Source organism: Rhizobium sp. BK377 (assembly GCF_014193935.1).
In the GTDB taxonomy this organism is placed as follows: Bacteria; Pseudomonadota; Alphaproteobacteria; order Rhizobiales; family Rhizobiaceae; genus Rhizobium.
The window spans coordinates 27812-41754 of the sequence record NZ_JACIAC010000012.1 but is presented as its reverse complement, the minus strand read 5'-3'; the positions used below and the strand labels follow the sequence as shown (position 1 = coordinate 41754).

The following is a 13943-nucleotide window of genomic DNA, read 5'->3' as shown; positions in this document are numbered from 1 at the left end:
GACCTCATAAGCCTCATACAAACGGAGGAATCAGTCATGAGATCCGATATTGTGCCAGGAGCCGTTTTCCCCGACTACGAGCTCAGCGATCACACCGGAAAACGTCGAAAGCTCTCCGACCTGCAGTCCATATATCCAATGGTGCTGGTTCTTAGCCGTGGCAGTTTTTGCCCCAAGGACCGCCGCCAGCACGAGGGCCTGCTTCAACTCGATCGGGAGATGGAGGTCGGCTATTGCAGGATGGTGACGATTAGCACCGACACCATTGCCGAGACGCACGAGTTCCGCAGTGGCGTCGGGGCGCACTGGCCATTTCTGTCGGATCCAAGACGGACGATCCAGAAGGACCTTGATATCGCCGAATACACGGACCCGGTGCATAACCCGATGATCCCCCATGTCATCGTTCTCGGGCCGGGCCTTGTCGTCTACAAGGTCTACAACGGATATTGGTTCTTCGGTCGACCGACAGTGGAAGATCTTCGTCAGGATCTGCGCGTGGTTTTCGAAAAGTCCTTCTTGGACTGGGACATTACGCGGCCAGAACTGCGGACCGCGTGGCAGGAGGGCCGCAAGGAGCTCTTCTTTCCCTACGGCAAAACCTTCGCTCAGGCGCTGGCAGACGGGGATTAGGCAAACGCGAAAGGCTTACGGCAACCTGGCAAGAGTGCGTTCCGCGTGCCGAACCAACGGTGTGTCGAGACCTTTGGTGAGGCGCAGATAAATCGACTGGGGCACCGTGCGTGCTTTCGGCGAGCGTTATTTCGGAGATGGAGAAGCTGACGAAGGAAAAGTTCGAGCGGGTTTGGAAGACGAAGGACGAACTCCATGCTATGACGAGGAACTGGATTTCCGGTCGCTCCGTCTCGGCGCCTACCACTGAGAACAGAAAAGGGATCCGGCCAGGATCCTTTTTTGCGGTCAGCGTGACAGTCAGACCCCATGCCACAGGCAGGTCTCCAACATGACGTTCTGCCGATAATATCGGTGATTTCATACATTTGATGATATGTCGCGTCAGATAACGAACCATTCCGTTATCCGATCGTGGATTTTTGTCCGGCCCGCAGATGAGGGCCTAGACATCAGGAAGACGTCGTCCAGAATGTCGCTTCACCGTGATGCCCTGGTTCGGGAACTTCAGGCCCGGACCGCATTTTAGGAGAGTCGTCTACTCGGCTGCCACTGCAGCCGTTGCTGCCAAAGAAATCGCGCTGAGGACTTCATCGGTGTTGATGATCGCATTCGCGTAGTTGGGCATGTTGATCTCAAGCGCCGCGCGCATCATCTCGTCCGAGTAGTCCGCGACGGCGTCGCTGACGACCGTCACGTCATAGCCCAGTTCTGCGGCAAATCTGACAGTCGCCTCGATGCAGGTGTGCGCGATCAGGCCGATCACGATCACCCGCTGTATTCCACGACGCTTGAGCAGGTTGTCCAGATCCGTGTTGGCGAAGCCGCTTGAGCACCAATGTTCCTGAGCAACGGTCTCGCCAGCTGCAGGCACGAACTCGGCCCTGTACTCGCCGCCCCAGGTTCCGAACGCGAAGCTCTTGCGATGCCAAGCAGCGCGCTGGATCGGCGCGATGAACTTCCAATTTTCGTAGTCGCCCTCGCGGTAGCGATGATGCATGGCAAAGAAGACAGGCATCTTCACAGCTCGCGCGGCTTCGAGGATCTGCGCCATGTGTTGCACGCAGTTGTTCGCTTCAGCTACTGCCTGAATACGAGACCAGATCTTGCCGCCTTCGGAGATGAAGTCGTTGTAGGGGTCGACCACCAGCAGGGCGGTGTTCGCGGTATCGTAGGGAACCGTCAAATGGGTCATATCCGCCTCCTGCTCAAGCCGCCTTGGCAGAGTTCTGGCGTAGCGCGAAGCGCTCGATACTGGCTGCGAACAGCGGTGTCTCACCCTTATTATGGGCGATAGACATCGGCTGCCGCTGGCTCTTGAAGATCTCGAAAGGGATGCCCTGACGGTCGAGACCGGCAAGCATTTCGTCGGTGGCGAAGGATTGGACGCGATTGGTAAATTCGCAGCGATCCTTGTCGAGCGCCTTGACGCTGAGCTCCCAGGTCACGTGAATGACCACGCGGCCCGTCGGCGTGAAGACGTCCGAGTCAGAGTCCAGGATGAGGTGCGTCTTCTCCCCGAGGGTCTCGTGATAGTGCTGCACCATAAGGGAGCCGCCGATCGTCTCGACGTTGATCGACATCCGCGTCCCGTCAGGATCGGTCGTGAACCCGGCCGCGATATGGGCGGGCGAGCAACCCTGGTATTCCTTTTCCGGCAGCGAGAAGCACCAGGCCGGGATGTCGATCTTCTCGATCGGCGCGTTGATGATTGCGGTGAAGCTGGAATCCACGATCTGGTTCTCGCGCATTGTCATTCTCCTTGATTTCTGGGTGGTCGAAGCGGTGGAGGCGGCACAGGTAGCTGCGCCGCCGGCTGTCAGATCTGATCGCGAAGCGACTTGAACGAGGCGCGGAGCTCCGAGGTGAAAAGCTCGGGCTGTTCCCACGCCGCGAAGTGCCCCCCCTTGGGCAGGCGATTGTAGTGAATGAGTTTCGGGTAGGCCTTCTCGGCCCAGCTCTGCGGCGCCTGATAGATCTCGTCGGGAAAGGCACTGACGGCGACTGGGATCTTGATGCCGCGAGGATCGAAAAAACCACCGCTCGGGTGATGGGCATTGTCCCAATAAAGGCGTGCCGAGGATATCGCGGTGTTTGTCAGCCAGTAAAGAGAGACGTTGTCGAGCACGTCGTCCGGGCTCAAGCCTTCCTTCTCGCCGTCGATCGACCGCGCGATCATGCGGTAGCTCCGGATGTCGTGGTCGAGCATCCACGCGGCGAGACCAATGGGCGAGTCGACGATGCCGTAGAGCGTCTGGGGGCGGTTGTTCATTTCGATCGCGTAGCCGAGACCGTTCTTATTGAAGTCGTCGAGCTGATCCCAGGCCCGCTTTTCGTCGGCGGACAGTCCCTCCGGCGGTGTTCCCGCGGCCAGCGATTTCGAAATTTCGGCCGGAACTGTGGCTGCCATATTCGTGTGAATGCCGAGAAGCCCGGGAGGCTGTTGCACGGCCATGAGCTCGGTCACTGCATTGCCCCAGTCGCCGCCCTGTGCCACGTACTTCGTATAGCCGAGACGCTCCATGAGCACTGCCCAGGCCTTTGCGATCCGCGGTGGGTTCCAGCCGGTCTCCCGAGGCTTGCCCGAGAAGCCGTAGCCGGGGAGGGAGGGAATGACAACGTCGAACGCGTCGGCTTCGGTGCCGCCGTAGGCGGTCGGATCCGTCAGGGGCTTGATGATCTTCAGCTGCTCGATCACGGAGCCTGGCCAACCGTGAGTGATGATGATCGGCAGCGCGCTTTCGTGCTTCGACTTCACGTGGATGAAGTGAATGTCGAGACCGTCGATCTCCGTGGTGAACTGCGGGAACGCATTGAGGCGGCCTTCGACCTTGCGCCAGTCGTGGCCCTTCCAATGCTTGGCAAGCTTCTTGATCGTTTCGAGACGAACGCCTTGACTATCATCCGAGACGTTTTCCTCATCCGGCCACCGGGTGGCGGCGACGCGACGATGAAGATCAGCGAGTTGCTCGTCCGTTGCGGTAAACTTGAAGGGTTTAATTCCGGGAGCTGCGCTGGTGGCAGCAAATGCCTGCGGGATCACAGCGATTGCGCTTGCGGTCGCGGCTGCTGCGAGAAGGGTTCGACGGGTGACCGTCGGCTGTATCTGGGACATTGCATCCTCCTGGGTGTTGCTTGCTTCTGCGAGCAGGAAGGTCCCATTGATGGAGCGATCGCACTATTGCACGAAGGTATGGACGAGACTTTGGTATCGGATCGAGCCAAGAGCTGAGGATGTCTCTTCTGCTTCCCGGTACGCAGGAAAGGAAAAGTGGATTGTAACGTCCTGGTCATCGCTTGCTTCGGCGCAGGGTCTGCCGCCCCTCGATGATCGAACGAAAGATGGTGAGCCCAATGACCATCTCATCGGGTTTCGTCGTGTAAACGCTTCGAACATTCGCAATTGAGAATCTGCCTCTATCAATGCATCGCTATCTCGAACGCGCGCGCTCGGGAAGACTTTGGCAAAGGAGCCCACGCTAAAGCCGAATGATCTAAGAAGATCTGGAAGTGCATCACGCACCGACTTACGTCATCGACGAGAGAGATATGATTTACTTGTTCCACCATTCTGCTTTCAATGTGCATTCGTCCGTCGGTACAAATCTCCTCGAAGGGTAATTCTCAGCTGGCAACGGCGACTAGTGCTTGGGGATGGAGAAGCCGACAGTCGCGCCGTGCATCGGATTGCTCTCCGCCCACAGACGCCCATTATGATTCTCAATTATCGAGCGGCTCACAGAGAGACCGATGCCCATTCCGTCGGGCTTAGTAGAGTAGAAGGCGTCGAAAATTCGATCGGTGCCGTCTGGGCCGAAGCCAATCCCCGTATCTTGAACGGTAAGTTGAACGGTATTGCCGCTCGCTACGGTCTTAATGAGAATACGACCAGGACGATCCTTAATTACGGATGTTGCTTCGATCGCATTTCGAAGCAAATTCATAATTACCTGCTGTAGCTGTACCCGCGCGCCAGCAACGGGAGGCAGGCCGACGCCGAAATCAAAGATAACAGGTATTCGCGCTCGCTGGATATCGCTGAACGCAAGAGCAATGACTTCGCTGGCGACTTCGTTCATGTCAATAGGTTCGACCAGCGGCGGTTTGCGACTGAACAGAGCTCGTAGCCGAACGATGACATCTGCCGCGCGATTTGCATCACGGACCATCCGTTTGGCGGTGTCTTTGGCGATCTCCAGGTTCGGTGGCTCGGTCGCGAGGACACGAAGGCAGGTACTGGCATTCGCGACGATCCCCGCCAATGGCTGATTGATCTCGTGGGCGATCGAAGCAGTCAGGACGCCGAGACTGGTGACACGGGTAACGTAAGCTAATTCCGAGCGGACTTCGTTGAGCGCCTCTTCAGCGATGCGGCTTTCGGTGAAATCCTGCACTGCACCAACAAGCTCTTGCTCGCCATCCTTGTTTTTTTCGCTACGCGCAAGCACACGCACGTGCTTGACGGACCGATCTGACATGACGAGCTTGATATCATAGTCAAAATCGGCGCTTTCACTTCGGGCTTTTTCGATCACATCGCGTACGGTAAGGACGCTTTCAGGATCGAGGCGGGATAAAACAGTCTGCAATGTAACTGGACTACCTTGCTCCACGTCGAAAATCCGATAGGTTTCCGCGGACCAAACAATATCGCCGTGATCCAGGCGCAACGAGAAACTCCCAGTCTTGCTCAGTCGCTGGGCGTCGGCCAGAAACGCTTCACTTCTTCGAAGTTGCTCTTCCGTACGCTTACGATCATCGATGTCGGTCATCAGCCCGTACCAGCGGACGATGTGTCCTTCTGCATCTCGAAGCGGCAGACCTCTGAGCTGGAACCAGAGCCAAACGCCGTCGTGGCGCAGGAAACGGGTTTCGTAATCGTACGGCTCACCAGTCGCGATTGACCCCATGAAGCTATCTATACATAGCTGCAGGTCGTCCGGGTGCGTAATCCCATTCGTCGCCCAATTATCGAGCTCTGAAATAGGCCGTTGGAAATAATCTATTATCTGTTGATTGCCACCGATCAGCTTCGCCTCGGGTGAAAAGATCGCGATCATCCCCGCGATACCGTCCACTATGAAGCGGGATTCGCGTTCCCGTTCTGCAAGTGCGTCCTCGGCGCGTTTGCGATCATCAATGTCGACGTGCAACGCGTACCAGCGGACAACACGGCCATCGGCATCCGTTAACGGAGAGCCAGTTACTTGAAACCAGCGATAGGCCCCATCAGCTCTTCGGAGCCGGACTTCGAGATCGTATGGTTCGCCCAAAGTAATCGCACGATGAACAGCGTCGATCATCCGGGCCATGTCATCAGCATGGACTACATCGGTTGTTTCCCAATCGCGGAGCTCACCGAGCGTTCGCCCATAGTAGCGCAACAAGGGACCGTTGATCGCCTCCACCTCGCCAGAGATGCCGATGACGCCAATCCCGGCAGAGATGCTCTCGAGGACCGCTGTCGCTTCACGTTCGCGGGCTGCTAGCTCCAGTTCGGCGCGCTTTCGATCGTCGATGTCTACCAACAGGTGGAACCATCTCAGGATCGTTCCATCGGTATCCCTCAGGGGAAGACCGAGAACGTTGTGCCAGCGGTAGATTCCGTCCTTCCGTAAATGTCTGCTTTCCACGTTGTAGAAGGTTCCCGCGCGATGGGCCGCTAGCTGGTCTTCGGTAGTCGCCTGGAGGTCCTCAGGGTGGACCACTTCGGTCGCCTTCCAGTTCTTCAGCTCCTCTAGCGTCATGCCGAAATATTCAAGGGCCGGATTATTTAAGGCCTCGACGTCTCCCGTTGGTGTGGTCACCGCCACAGGAACGGGGATGCTGTCCACGATGCGTTGAAAGTCGTTTTCATCACCGCGGGGTCGGCGGTCCGCATTGCGTTCAGTTGCGATTCCATACCATCTATGAACGTCGCCCGCATCGTACATCGGATTGCAACGAAGTTGGAGTGACTGACAGGCCCCATGGGGGAGGCTGACAGGAATCTCCATTTCGAAAGGCTCGTTTCGTGCCAGCATCATTCGAAATTCGCTGGGGAATGTCGCGGCACTCAAATGTCCAGGATCTATCGGCCAGTTCCAGTCATTTGTAGCATTGAGTGGGATACCGGTGTATTCCGCCAAAGCTTGGTTGACAAAGTCGATTACCCCACCGGGTCGGATGCTGAACACCATACCCGGTAACGTGTCGAGAACTCGAACGAGTCCCGCCTCCATGACTGTCCTTTCGAACTCAGCTGCTCAGGTAGCGTATGATTTCCGCAACCTGCCGTATACTATTCTAAGGTGTTGGGTGTAGCCACGCCCCAGCAGCAACCTGAGGCTCATTCACTTGAGATCGCAGAAAATTTTGCTTTCGGACCTATCTCAAGGCCCGATCCAACGCTTCCTGAAGTGCGACGTCGCTGAAAGGCTTGAATAGGCAGTCCACCGCGCCGCTCTGAAGCAGCGGAATTCTCTCATTCTCGTCCTTGTGCGCAGTGATGAAGACGATCGGAATTTTTTCCCCCCTTCGAACCAGTTCCTCTTGAAGCTCAGGGCCGGACATACCTGGCATTGCCACGTCGAGGACTAGGCAATCGGTTTTTTTCAGCCATTCTGAATCCAGGAACTCAGCTGCCGAGGAGAACGCACGGACGTTAAATCCGAAGATCCGGATTAGGTCGGGGAGGGCTTCCCGAACCGACTCGTCGTCGTCGACAACTGAAACGAGTGTATCTTGTGTCTTGATCATGAATTTGCTTCCGAAAGCGGGATGTCACCTTCCGCTCGCCTGCCGACTGGCAAAGCGAAGCCAAAAGCTGCGCCACCGGAAGGACTGGGTTCCGCCCACATCCTTCCCTTATGAGCCTCGACTATCGAGCGGCTCACTGACAAGCCTATTCCCATTCCATTGGGTTTCGTTGTGTGAAATGCATCGAACAACCGCTCGATGTCGGCATTTCCAAGGCCGATTCCACTATCCTCCACGATGACACTGACTTCGTGATGTCTGAACACTGTACGAACAACAATTTTTCTCTGCTGCTGAGCGACATCTGCCATTGCATCAATGGAATTGCGAAGGAGGTTCATCATCACTTGCTGCAGTTGAACACGATCACCAACGATAAGCGACGGTGCACTCGAAAGATCCTCAACAAGGGTGATTCTTCCCCGCTGCAGATCGTTGGCTACCAGCCCTATCACTTCCCGGGCTGCGTCGTGGAGATCGAACTGCTCGAGAGTTGCCACGCCTCGTTTGAAAAGGTTTCTGAGGCGCGTGATTACGTCGGATGCCCGATTTCCGTCGCGAATGGTTCTCTTTGCCGTTTCGATCGCGCCATCAACGTTCGGAGGAGACGTGGACAGCATACGAAGCAAGACGCTAGAGTTCATAATGATACCGGATAACGGCTGGTTGACCTCATGTGCAATGGACGCCGCCATCGTGCTGAGGCTCATCGCCCTAGCGAGTTGGGCCAGTTCCGAGCGCAGCTTGTCGCGGGCCAGTTCGGCTACTCGTTGGGCCGACACGTCCTGCACTGCTCCGATGCATTCGGTGGTACCGTTGAGATGCCTGATGATCCGTCCAACAACGCGGACGTACTTCAATTGCCCGTCGACGAGCAGCCGAATCTCGTAGTCCGGGTTGTCGCCCCCCTCCCTGACTTCAGCCATTTTGGTTGCGAGAAGAGGCAGATCCTCCTCGAAAACCCGTTGACTGATACCTTCGAAATCCACTCGCCCGCTCTCCAAGCCGAATATGCGGTTAAGCTCTTCTGAAAAGGCGATCTCGTCAGTTTCAACTTTCCACGAGAATGTCCCGGTCCGACTGATTCGTTGACCTTCGGTGAGAAGAACCTCGCTTCGTCGCAGTTTCTCCTCTGAGATCTTCCTTTGCGTTATGTCCGCGACGGCACCGATAAACTCTGGATCTGCCGGGTCAGCACCTATGTTCTGAAGAACGACGTGGACGTATTTTATGGCTCCGTCCTCCATCACCAGTCGATGCTCAAGATCGACGTTCTCACCGTGGAGCATCGCGATCGAGATCAACTTCCGTACTATCGGCAAATCATCCGGATGACAGCGATCCAGCATCATGTCCACAGTCGGGGTCGTTCCCAAGTCATGTCCCGCCACCCGGTACGCCTCGTCAGACCAGTAAATCTCCCCGGTAGTGGGTCTCCACCACACGCTCCCTGTCACCGTCAGGCGTTGGGCCTGAGTCATCAATGCCGCACTCCGACGCATCTCTTCTTCGAAGCGTTTTCGATCGTCAATATCCGTATTGGTCCCGTACCATCGAATGACCTTCCCAGTTTCGCCGAAAATTGGGTTGGCGCGGAACAAGAACCATCGATACTGTCCGTCCCATCGCCGCAGCCTCGCCTCGGTCTCTCCAGGGGCACCGGAAGCGAGCAAGCCCGCCCACACGCTTTGGAGCGGTCCGTAGTCGTCGGGATGCAGCGCCGTCGTCCACCCCCATCCCGCAGCCTGCTCAGTGGTTATCCCGAGGTATCTCAGGAAGTGCTCGTTAAAGAAATCTGCCCAACCGTCGGGAAGTGTCGACCAAGCCATTACCGGGATGGCGTCTACAACCTTCTTGAGTTCGCGAGCTGCAATAGCGCGGGTGTCGTCGCGAAATCGCATTACCTCGGCGACGGCAATGGTAGCCTGACTGGCGGCAACGTGCAGGACAATGCGTTCCTCGTCGCTGGGAAACGATGGCACCATCGATCCGGCGAGAAGCACTCCGGTTTTCCCATGGACGCCGAGCTTCTCGGTGACAATTCTAAAGGAGGATCCGCCTTGCTGAAGGTCGGCTTCACGAGGCCAATCGTTTACGTTTGTCCCTAAAGTTCTGATCAAGTCGTCGATGAGCTTCGATCGGCCTCTCGCCGACCCCTCGCCAGATCGCTCAATTAGGACTTCGGGCTGATCCGCCTGGCCTGCAACCCTGAGAAACAGGAAATCGACGTCGAGGATTGCTCTCAAGGCGTCCAACAAGAGGGCGCCGATCTCATCGACGGTTCCGCCAGTCCAAACTGCCGGAAGTGCGGTGATACTCAGGATATTGTTCATGCAGCGCCGGAGTCTTTGGTTCTCCGACGCCACCATGAGCATGTCTTGCATGTTATTCAGCAGCGGCCCACTGCTCCCCTTTTCCGAAGCGCCTTTCACGCAGTTCCGTGAGAAACTGCACTGGCGGGATATAGAACGGATTTTCCCGGAGAACTCCGCTGATCACAACAGCCGGATGCGTCCGCAAGATGTCCATGATTGTGTCGCCACCGAATTTTGTCAGATCGTATACGCAGATCACAACGTCATCGTGCTGGTTCCATAGGTCGTTGATCCGAGATTCAAATTCGATGAGATCCCTAAGATGTTCTCGATTTTTGGCTGCCCAATCCATGTCGCAGACAATACGGCTCAAGGGAAAATTTCCGTTCATGTTACCACTCGCCAGGGCGCTGAACTCCTCCACCATTCGGTCCTGGTCGAATAGTCCGTCCTTGAGGTACGTGTCGACCGTATTCCGGATTTCGAGTTGCCCGGAGATTTGCGACGCTTCCGTGTCAATCCCTTCGCAACGCAAACGAGTGATATGAGCTTCACACTTGTCCGCGCCAACCAGGTGAATTGCCCTGTGGTCGCAAAGGAAACCATCGCGGATGAAAGGGCCGAGAACCTGGAAGGCATCCTCGGAGCCATTGAAGAACGCACATATGTGCCGATGGCGGCTGAGGCTCGCTCCAGCAAAGCTCATGGTATCGGGGTTCGTCTCCTTCACGTGACCCTGCTTCTTATCGGAAATGCCGATGCTATCTGGCTGCCGTTGTCCATCCGCACGTCATTCATGGCCCATGCGTTCAACGCTGTATCAAGGGCGTCCTGCTGTCTATTGTCCAATGGTATCGGGTGACGTGTGATTGCCAGCGCTGGCTTATCCTGGCATGTGCTGCAAGGATGACGGGCTTAAGACCTCCGTTGGAGCTCGAGCGATGGATCGCATTGACGCGATTAACGTTTTCCTCACCGGCGTCGGGCGTTCACGCCGTTGCCGGGGATATCGTCGATGCGAAAACCGCAGAGCGAGCCGTGAAGGAAGCCGTCGACAGATATGGTCGCATCGATACCCTCGTCAATAACGCGGGAGCGTTCCTTGCGAAGCCTTTCGTTGACTTCACGCGGGAAGAAAACCGATCCGCAAGTTAGCTTCAGGTCGGCGGTACGCCGGATTGTTCGGCGAGCATGTATTCTGCGTACCATTCGGGCCAGTTCTCATCATGCTTGCCGCCGTTGCGCTTCTCGTGCTCACCATGAGCATCGGCTGCGCGTCGGAGCGCGATCGAAAGATCCGACGCAGACGCGTAAGTCGCGCCGTTGGTGTCGATGCGACCGGGCAGGCGCCTTGTAATTTCCTGGAGGACCCAGCCGTTCCCGTCCGGATCGCTGAAGGAGGCAAATGAGCCATAGCTGGCGCGAGTCGGGTGAGGGCCAGGTAGCCTGTCTTCGGTTCCGCGATGATGGAAGACGCCGCCCGCATCGTGGAACACGCCGCTCATCTCGGCGCCACGTGAGGCGAGTGTAGCGTGAGCCATTTCTATGTCGGAGACGATCAGGTGGAGTCCCTGAGCCGAGCCGGGTTGCGCGGTGGTGATATTGGACCCGAAAATCACGGAGCATGGTGAGCCTGGCGGCGTGACCTGAACAACGCGGAAGCCATTCTGTCCGGAAACGTCAGCATCGAGCCGCCAGCCGAGACCGGTATAGAACGATTTGGCGCGGTCGACGTCGGAAACCGGAATGACCACGACTTCCAGCTTCATGTCCAAATCGTTCGCCGTGATGGGTGACGCTGTTGCTCGTTCCTGAACGCTCATCGAAATCTCCCTCGGTAAGGTCTGGCAGCGGAGTTCGCTGCGGGGAGGACGATGCGCCGCAAAGAGCATCGTGTCCATTGTCCGATGGTGTTGGCTCCAGGGCGCCCGACTGATCCGAAAGTATCGCCGATACCATGGTCCAATAGCGCCTGCCCGCCTGCCAGATGTCTTTTAGCCCATGACCTTCAAAACCCGACTGGAGCACCTGATGACCAACATCGACGCCAAAACGACCATAGCGCCGACCTCGCGGGAACTCCTGGCTGCCACGGCAGCGACTGCCGCTTTCAGGCGGGGATATGTTCGGGCCGCTGCGCCGAAGACGCAATCCGGCCTTTCAAAGCGGCGATTCCGCAGAAGGAGCTGGATGAGCTGCCCGCAGTCTCGGTCTAACTGCATGGCCTGACAAGCCCCCGAGCGGCATCCGGAAGTCCGGTTCCCAATCGGTGGCGCAATCAACTCATCCTTAACATTAGGAGACTCGAAATGACTATCATCGGTAAAGGGACCGCGCTCATCACCGGCGCGTCGTCTGGCTTTGGTGCTATTTACGCCGACCGCCTTGCCCGCCGCGGCTACGACCTCGTGCTCGCGGCTCGGAACCAGGACGCTCTCGACAAGCTCGCAAAGAACCTGTCGAACTCGACTGGACGCAAAGTTGCAACAGTCCGCGCCGACCTTGGACAAAGGGAAGATCTGCTTAAGGTCGAAGCAATCCTGCGAAGTGATCCGACTATCACGATGCTCGTCAACAACGCAGGCGTCGGTGCCGTTGAGCCCCTCCTCATGTCCGATGTCGAAGCGATGGAGCAGATGATCAAGGTCAATGTCACAGCGTTGACGCGTCTCGTATATGCCGTGGCGCCATCGTTTGCCGCTCGCGACAACGGGACCATTATCAACATGGCTTCCGCTCTGGGCATCGCGCCCGAAATTCTCAACGGGGTCTACGGAGCGACAAAGGCATTCGTGATCGCCTTGACCTTCTCACTGCAGAAGGAATTCGCTGAGAAGAACATCAGGATCCAGGCCGTGCTTCCTGGTGCGGTGGAGACGCCTTTCTGGGATGCTTCGGGCGGATCTCTGGATCGGCTTCCGAGCAACATCGTGATGAAGCCGGACGACACCGTCGATGCCGCACTGGCAGGGCTGGACATGGGTGAGCTTATCACGTTGCCGTCCGTGCCCGATGAAAATGACTGGAACGCTTACGAGGCGGCACGGCAGAAACTAATGCCGAACCTCTCCCGCAGTGTTCCGGCTCCACGCTACCACGTTTCCGCCGTTGCGCACTAGCAAGGGCTCTGAATTAGGGTTGCCGTGGCATAGGGCTTTGCCTGAGACGCGGCGCCCAGACCCTAAAAACGACGGTGAACCCGATGATCCATCATGAACCTTTCCATGGCCTTCCTCGAGAGCGTCTGATGCAAGGCCCCACACCGATACAGCGCTTGGTACATCTCGAAGAAGTCCTTGGGGAGCGGAGGCGGGGCGTATCGATCTGGGCGAAACGAGATGACCTTATGGAACTCGGCGGCGGCGGCAACAAGCTTCGCAAGCTTGAGTTCCTTATAGGGCAGGCGAAGGCGGAAGGATGTGACACTCTGGTCGCGACCGGAGGAATTCAATCCAACTTCGCGCGATTGGCCGCGGCTGCTTGCGCCAGAACGGGGCTCGCCTGCGAGCTCATTCTCGCCCAGATGGTTCCTCGTACGACAGAGATCTACCAGGCGAATGGCAATGTCCTCCTGGACCGCCTCTTTGGCGCACGTGTCCATATCCTGAATCGAGGCGACGATGGTGGTGCACATGCGACCCGTCGAGTGCAGGAACTTGCCGAAGCAGGTAAGAAAGCGTTCGTCGCGCCCCTCGGCGGTTCAACGACGGTCGGCTGCCTCGGCTATGTAGATTGCGCGTTCGAACTATCGCGGCAATCGACTGAAATCGGTGTGACGTTCGACCATATCGTTATCCCTAACGGCAGCGGCGGCATGCATGCTGGCTTAGCCGCGGGCATGGTCATCGCGGGATCTCATCCCTCGCGAATCGCCGCACACACAGTGCTCGCGCCAGCAGACAAATGTCTCTCCGCGACTGTCGAAAAGGTCGCCGCGGTCCTGGAGCTGTTGTCGATCAATGCGCGGCTAACTCCGGCCGATCTGCGGATCAGCGGAACGCAACTGGGCGACGGATATGGAATGCCCACACATAGCATGGTCGACGCCGTCGAACTCCTTGCTAGTACAGAGGGTTTGCTCATTGATCCCGTCTACGGCGGCAAGGCGTTCGCCGGGTTGCTGTCTGATATCGAAAGTGGGGCAATCGAACCGCAATCGAATGTCCTCTTCATCATGACGGGAGGTTCGCCGGGCCTCTACGCCTACGCGGACGTCCTAACTTCGAAGTAATCCCCACCTGATCCCTTACCAACCAA

General features: G+C 57.1%; 12 protein-coding genes. 4 read left to right on the top strand and 8 right to left on the bottom strand.

Annotated features, from left to right (window positions below; genetic code table 11):
* Positions 1-36: 36 nt before the first annotated feature.
* Positions 37-633: a peroxiredoxin gene (locus FHT92_RS28610; protein WP_183831517.1), complete on the top strand. Its 597-nt coding sequence runs from the start codon at positions 37-39 to the stop codon at positions 631-633.
* A gap of 538 nt (positions 634-1171) precedes the next feature.
* Here FHT92_RS28610 and FHT92_RS28605 read toward each other — a convergent pair.
* The 7 genes from FHT92_RS28605 to FHT92_RS28575 all read right to left on the bottom strand — a co-directional run bounded on the left by FHT92_RS28605 (position 1172) and on the right by FHT92_RS28575 (position 10416).
* Positions 1172-1828 carry an isochorismatase family cysteine hydrolase gene (locus FHT92_RS28605; protein ID WP_183831515.1) on the bottom strand — a complete coding sequence of 219 codons (657 nt, stop codon included), beginning with the start codon at positions 1826-1828 and terminating at the stop codon, positions 1172-1174.
* Positions 1829-1841: 13 nt separating this feature from the next.
* Positions 1842-2384, bottom strand: a complete 543-nt coding sequence (locus tag FHT92_RS28600) for a hypothetical protein (RefSeq protein ID WP_409527180.1) — start codon at positions 2382-2384, stop codon at positions 1842-1844.
* Positions 2385-2452: 68 nt separating this feature from the next.
* Positions 2453-3748 carry an epoxide hydrolase family protein gene (locus FHT92_RS28595; protein WP_183831511.1) on the bottom strand — a complete coding sequence of 432 codons (1296 nt, stop codon included), beginning with the start codon at positions 3746-3748 and terminating at the stop codon, positions 2453-2455.
* 526 nt (positions 3749-4274) lie between these two features.
* Positions 4275-6854: a PAS domain-containing protein gene (locus FHT92_RS28590; RefSeq protein WP_183831509.1), complete on the bottom strand. Its 2580-nt coding sequence runs from the start codon at positions 6852-6854 to the stop codon at positions 4275-4277.
* A 145-nt stretch (positions 6855-6999) separates the two neighbouring features.
* A complete protein-coding gene (locus FHT92_RS28585; protein WP_183831507.1) occupies positions 7000-7371 on the bottom strand; it encodes a response regulator in 372 nt (123 codons plus the stop codon).
* Entirely contained in the window at positions 7368-9704 is a 2337-nt protein-coding gene (locus FHT92_RS28580) for a PAS domain-containing protein (protein WP_246735585.1), read from the bottom strand. Before FHT92_RS28580 ends, FHT92_RS28585 begins: the two co-directional genes overlap by 4 nt.
* A 52-nt stretch (positions 9705-9756) precedes the next feature.
* Positions 9757-10416, bottom strand: a complete 660-nt coding sequence (locus tag FHT92_RS28575) for an MEDS domain-containing protein (protein WP_183831503.1) — start codon at positions 10414-10416, stop codon at positions 9757-9759.
* A gap of 176 nt (positions 10417-10592) precedes the next feature.
* On the opposite strand from FHT92_RS28575, the gene FHT92_RS29890 reads away from it, so the two are divergent.
* Positions 10593-10841, top strand: coding sequence for an SDR family NAD(P)-dependent oxidoreductase (locus tag FHT92_RS29890; protein WP_183831501.1), 249 nt, complete (start codon positions 10593-10595; stop codon positions 10839-10841).
* Positions 10842-10843: 2 nt separating this feature from the next.
* Here FHT92_RS29890 and FHT92_RS28565 read toward each other — a convergent pair whose 3' ends face one another.
* On the bottom strand, positions 10844-11509 hold the full coding sequence (locus FHT92_RS28565) for a VOC family protein (protein ID WP_183831499.1): 666 nt from the start codon (positions 11507-11509) through the stop codon (positions 10844-10846).
* Positions 11510-11995: 486 nt separating this feature from the next.
* On the opposite strand from FHT92_RS28565, the gene FHT92_RS28560 reads away from it, so the two are divergent.
* Both FHT92_RS28560 and FHT92_RS28555 read left to right on the top strand, forming a co-directional pair.
* Complete coding sequence (locus tag FHT92_RS28560; RefSeq protein ID WP_183831497.1) at positions 11996-12805, top strand: SDR family NAD(P)-dependent oxidoreductase; 810 nt, start codon at positions 11996-11998, stop codon at positions 12803-12805.
* Positions 12806-12888: 83 nt separating this feature from the next.
* Positions 12889-13917: a D-cysteine desulfhydrase family protein gene (locus FHT92_RS28555; protein ID WP_183831495.1), complete on the top strand. Its 1029-nt coding sequence runs from the start codon at positions 12889-12891 to the stop codon at positions 13915-13917.
* Positions 13918-13943 lie beyond the last annotated feature (26 nt).

Bases quoted from the DNA above. Each gene is read 5' to 3' on its own strand.
- FHT92_RS28595 (WP_183831511.1), bottom strand. From the start codon at position 3,748: ATGTCCCAGATACAGCCGACGGTCACCCGTCGAACCCTTCTCGCAGCA.
- FHT92_RS28560 (WP_183831497.1), top strand. From the start codon at position 11,996: ATGACTATCATCGGTAAAGGGACCGCGCTCATCACCGGCGCGTCGTCT.
- FHT92_RS28555 (WP_183831495.1), top strand. From the start codon at position 12,889: ATGATCCATCATGAACCTTTCCATGGCCTTCCTCGAGAGCGTCTGATG.
- FHT92_RS28580 (WP_246735585.1), bottom strand. From the start codon at position 9,704: ATGAACAATATCCTGAGTATCACCGCACTTCCGGCAGTTTGGACTGGC.
- FHT92_RS28590 (WP_183831509.1), bottom strand. From the start codon at position 6,854: ATGGAGGCGGGACTCGTTCGAGTTCTCGACACGTTACCGGGTATGGTG.
- FHT92_RS28600 (WP_409527180.1), bottom strand. From the start codon at position 2,384: ATGCGCGAGAACCAGATCGTGGATTCCAGCTTCACCGCAATCATCAAC.
- FHT92_RS28605 (WP_183831515.1), bottom strand. From the start codon at position 1,828: ATGACCCATTTGACGGTTCCCTACGATACCGCGAACACCGCCCTGCTG.
- FHT92_RS28585 (WP_183831507.1), bottom strand. From the start codon at position 7,371: ATGATCAAGACACAAGATACACTCGTTTCAGTTGTCGACGACGACGAG.
- FHT92_RS28610 (WP_183831517.1), top strand. From the start codon at position 37: ATGAGATCCGATATTGTGCCAGGAGCCGTTTTCCCCGACTACGAGCTC.
- FHT92_RS29890 (WP_183831501.1), top strand. From the start codon at position 10,593: ATGACGGGCTTAAGACCTCCGTTGGAGCTCGAGCGATGGATCGCATTG.
- FHT92_RS28565 (WP_183831499.1), bottom strand. From the start codon at position 11,509: ATGAGCGTTCAGGAACGAGCAACAGCGTCACCCATCACGGCGAACGAT.